Source organism: Candidatus Bathyarchaeia archaeon, from assembly GCA_035935655.1.
GTDB lineage: Archaea > Thermoproteota > Bathyarchaeia > 40CM-2-53-6 > 40CM-2-53-6 > 40CM-2-53-6.
Genome location: DASYWW010000065.1, coordinates 1 through 4,098, shown reverse-complemented (window position 1 = coordinate 4,098; position 4,098 = coordinate 1). Strand labels below are relative to the sequence as shown.

At 51.8% G+C, this 4,098-nt stretch carries 4 protein-coding genes; 2 read left to right on the top strand and 2 right to left on the bottom strand.

The features are described 5' to 3' along the window. A partial coding sequence (locus tag VGS11_13690) for a hypothetical protein (protein ID HEV2121140.1) occupies positions 1–832 on the bottom strand: 832 nt, incomplete at its 3' end. A gap of 162 nt (positions 833–994) precedes the next feature. Here VGS11_13690 and VGS11_13685 point away from each other — a divergent pair. After that, a complete protein-coding gene (locus VGS11_13685; protein HEV2121139.1) occupies positions 995–2,170 on the top strand; it encodes a winged helix-turn-helix domain-containing protein in 1,176 nt (391 codons plus the stop codon). Positions 2,171–2,677: 507 nt separating this feature from the next. Continuing rightward, positions 2,678–2,917, top strand: a complete 240-nt coding sequence (locus VGS11_13680) for a hypothetical protein (protein ID HEV2121138.1) — start codon at positions 2,678–2,680, stop codon at positions 2,915–2,917. A 326-nt stretch (positions 2,918–3,243) separates the two neighbouring features. On the opposite strand, the gene VGS11_13675 is transcribed toward VGS11_13680, so the two are convergent. Then, the gene (locus tag VGS11_13675; protein ID HEV2121137.1) at positions 3,244–3,837 is read right to left on the bottom strand and encodes a nitroreductase family protein; all 594 of its coding nucleotides are present in this window, start codon (positions 3,835–3,837) and stop codon (positions 3,244–3,246) included. Positions 3,838–4,098: the final 261 nt, after the last annotated feature.

The following is a 4,098-nucleotide window of genomic DNA, read 5'->3' as shown; positions in this document are numbered from 1 at the left end:
CTTCACGGATTTCCGACTCCTTTGGGCTCCTGATAACGAACTCGAGCCCCATCGTGGCGTGGTGCTGCTGCCAGGCCTTCAGCTCTTCCTGGCTCTTTGGCCCGGTGCCCGGCCACATTATCCTGTAGAGAGAGACCTGTCTCCTTTCGGTGATATGGCCGTAGTGATTGTAGACCTGCTGGTAGGGTATCTTCAGCTCCCGAGAGATTTTGCCCAGCGATTTGGTGGCGTCCACCTGCAGCCTGTCGAGTATGCGAAGGTCTTCGTAGTCATACTCAACCGGCCCACTTGGATCAAGACGGGAGCCTACTTTTTTCTTCTCGTTGACAATCGCCGACCAATCGAAGTCCCACCGGCCAGCGCTGAAATCGAAATACTTCGCCTTCATCGGCGACACCCGCATCCAGTCTAGGTGGTCAACCTCCAGGAGGCGGAAGATGCCAACCTCCTGCAAATCTGAGAGAAGCCGGGCATACCGCCGCTCGAACCCTGACGGCACAGTCAGCTGGATGACATAGTATCCGCTTGGAAAGGTCCGGAAATAATTGGTCAGGTAGCAAAGGTTGTTCATCGAGACGAGGATCCCTTTCGCGTGAGGAAGGTACTCGTCGTCGAAGTCTATGACGGCGTGTATCCTCTTGAATCCGAGCCCCTCGTAATTCGGAACTGCCTGGTACACGACTCCGTTTCGGCCGAGTATGTTGTGCTTGAACCAGTACCTGACCGTCTCCGGGCTCTCCCCGAGCTTCCTTGCAATCTCGGTGATCCTCGGGCCGCGTTCCTGCAGCAGTGTGGCCAGTCTGGCCTGCTTTGACTTCAGGTCGGGCTTCATGCGGGGGCCCCATAATGTTCCATGGAATTCATACTTGCGAGCCTGTGGAATATTTAAAAGTGCAAAGCGGGAATTGGTGGTATTACCGAATGCTAATCCATTGAGTAGTAATTTCCCATCTGGAATAATAGACGGTCAATCTGTATCGGCGCGGGGGAGCAGATGGTTCTAGAGCCGAACGCCAGAACCGAACGTCCAGCCCCGCCTCCGCCAAGCTCGCAGGACACCAATTCCAAAATTGCCGCACTTGTCAAACTGATTACAAAAGAGGGTCCACAAATCACCCAGATAGCAAGAGAACTCGGGGTCCACAAGGAGACTGCGAGGTACTGGTACAAGGAACGATTGTTGAAGAAGGGCTACACCTCTCAAGCAATCCCCAATCACGAAAAGTTGGGCCTCAGAAGAATCGTCGTATTGGCAGAATTCTCAGATCAGTTCAGGCCCTACGCAGATTCAATACTAATGGCAATGAGCGAATTGAGTTATTTGAGCAGCTTCATGAAGGCTCTCCCAGATGATTTGTATTCGATTCAGGCTAACGTGCCGAAGGAAAACACAAACGACTGGATCGGATTCATGCACGGACTGAAAAAGCGGGGCCTATTCAATTCGATTCAGGTAGCTCCCTTCGAATGGGTCAGGGTGGTCCCAATGAGATCTGAAATGTACGACTTCGAAAACGACTCCTGGCAATATGATTGGATGTCAAAACCGAAGGTCGACCCTGGTTCTTCCAGCTATACCCCTTCCGCAAAAAGCAAGTTCGACCTCACCGACCTCAGAATCATAGAACAACTCCAGATAGATCCGGGCGCTTCTCTGTTAGAAATGTCAGAGAAACTTCAGGTGAACTACAAGACTTTGAATTGGCATCACCGCGTGCACATATTGGGGAACAACATGCTGAAGGGATATTCAATTAACTGGGCAGGAACACGTTACGACCCCAACGTAGGGAAGGCACTTCACAGGAGGCACAGATACATGTGGGTTGAGCTCCTTGTCAACGGTGTGACTGAAACCGAAAGAATGGAACTGATGGCGAATGTTAGCCGACTGCCGTTCGTCTGGCTCGAAGCTGGAGGGCAAAACTACTTCGCCCAAATCGCTTTCCCGATGGAAACGATGACGGAGGCTCTCGGATTCATCAAGGAAACCGTTTCGTCCATCAGGCATAAGGCCTCCTGGCACTTCATGGACCAAGCGAACGCGCTGCGGTTTTCGATTGCGCCGGGGCTATACGATCAAGAAGCCAAGAAATGGAAGTTTGACCAAATGGAATTGTTAAGCAAGTTCGACAGACTCGTCCTAGAGATAAAGGGGATGACAAGCTAAGGTCGGAAAAATACCGACCTAGCTTGCCTTTAGGTTCCGCCAGCCCCGCCGATAATTGTCAGCGGGTTGATGTGCACCCCTAGCGATGCGAACACTAAGCTCGCTCCGCTCAAGGCGACCATCCCGAATCGGACTTTCTCATCCAAGGTCATGATACCTGCAGTACCGAACGGCGAGCAAATAAGGTTAAGCAACTGCCCAATTGGGCTCCTCCTAATCCATGCGAATTCTAATGGCGAAAGCGCTAGTTCTGTTGGTCACCTGAGTCCTAGCGAGACAAGTCTGCGAACCATGGCAATTCCGTTCTCTATCGATATCTGACAACTAGACTCAGACTTCAAGGTCATGCTTGGTACCTATGCGATTTCTTACGGCGTCCCACTCGTGTGGAAGTCTCCTCTCATGTAAATCGATTCGTGACTCAAGAAGAAAATGCCCGAAATCCAGAGAGCCTGAAGAAATAATTCATCCGGGCGACAAAGAGACCAGGGAATAGGGCGAAATCAAGTGGCCGAACCGGATTCAGAACGCGAATCACGGTGGAAACGCGATTGGTTCCGAATAAACGAGGGTGTTCTTCGCTGGTGGTACAAGCATGCTCTTCCTTGGTGGTACAGACTAAACGGGCATGCGCTTTTCCGACCTCTCGTTGTCATCGCGGTGTTTCTTCTCGTGTTCTTTTTCATCATTTTCATCTTCAGCCTAATCGGATACATCTGTCCCAACCCCTGTAATGCAGGCCCCTAGGACTGGCAAACTCAGCAATTGGGATTGAGCCAGATATTGTAACTAGTGCCAACGAAATAGACAGCCCCATACCTGAAAAGGAGGTAGGACAATGAAACGTAAGGATTCGAGACCAAGGATGAGTGCGGACAAATGTCGAAGGTAGGATGAGAAATAGGGACGAAGAACGCAAACGCGGAAAAGACCGCCAGCACCAAGACGACATAGGCCGTCCGTCTTCTGCTCGCATGAGTCACTTCCGAAGCGATCTGTCTGGAGATTGATAATGCTACTTCCGAGAACGCCCAGCTTTAGCCACGGATAACGAACGAATCGATGATCACTCTTTACCATTTGTCGTAATGGATAACATCATCCCACTTGCGTCTTCCACGCTTTAGTGATGGAGATTTCACATCCTCGGCCCCACGTCCTATCGAGATGACGCCTACAGGATGGAAGTGGGGAGGGATTCCCAGAAGATCCTTGATTCCCTGGACGTCGAATACGCCAGTAAACGCGGCTGCGAGCCCGGCGTCAACCGCGCCAAGAAGAACAAGCATGGAGCCCGCCCCTACGTCGAAGAACCAGTAGGGAGTCGGCCAGTCAATCTCCTTACCTTTTTCGTTCAGCTTGTCGGGCTCATTGTATCTGTCGTGGTACAACCTCTCGCTCACACAAGCGATTACGGCGACCGGGGCCTCGGATATCCACTTGTGAAAACCAGCCGCACCATAATCCTCTTCCCCCTGCAGTTTAGCGACCTTCTTCTTGAGCTCCGTATCAGTAACTACAACGTAGGCGCTTCCTTGACTGAACCCCGCACTCGGAGCGTGCTGGGCCAGCTCGAGGATTTTGTTGACCGTCTCCGTAGGGACTGGGTCGCTGGTGAAGTGTCTGACCATGCGACGTCTGTGCACGGCTTTTTGAAATTCCATCATTCAAGGAGGGCCTGAGGGTTTGTTATCGTTTGCTGCGAAGCCTAGTCGTACGAGCAGAGGAAGCCGTAATAGCCCAAAGACCTACATTCCATCATGGGCTTCCCTCAGGCCCGCTACATAGCCGCCATCTTTGTGGTCTTGGCGGTGTCGGTCGCCACGCTCATTCCCCTCGTCCCTTACAGACTCACAGTCAACGTGCCTGGCTTTCCTTACAAGACAACTGGATACATTGCATGCCAAACTGAATTTGGTCAGGTTATC

Bases quoted from the DNA above. Each gene is read 5' to 3' on its own strand.
- VGS11_13675 (HEV2121137.1), bottom strand. From the start codon at position 3,837: ATGATGGAATTTCAAAAAGCCGTGCACAGACGTCGCATGGTCAGACAC.
- VGS11_13685 (HEV2121139.1), top strand. From the start codon at position 995: ATGGTTCTAGAGCCGAACGCCAGAACCGAACGTCCAGCCCCGCCTCCG.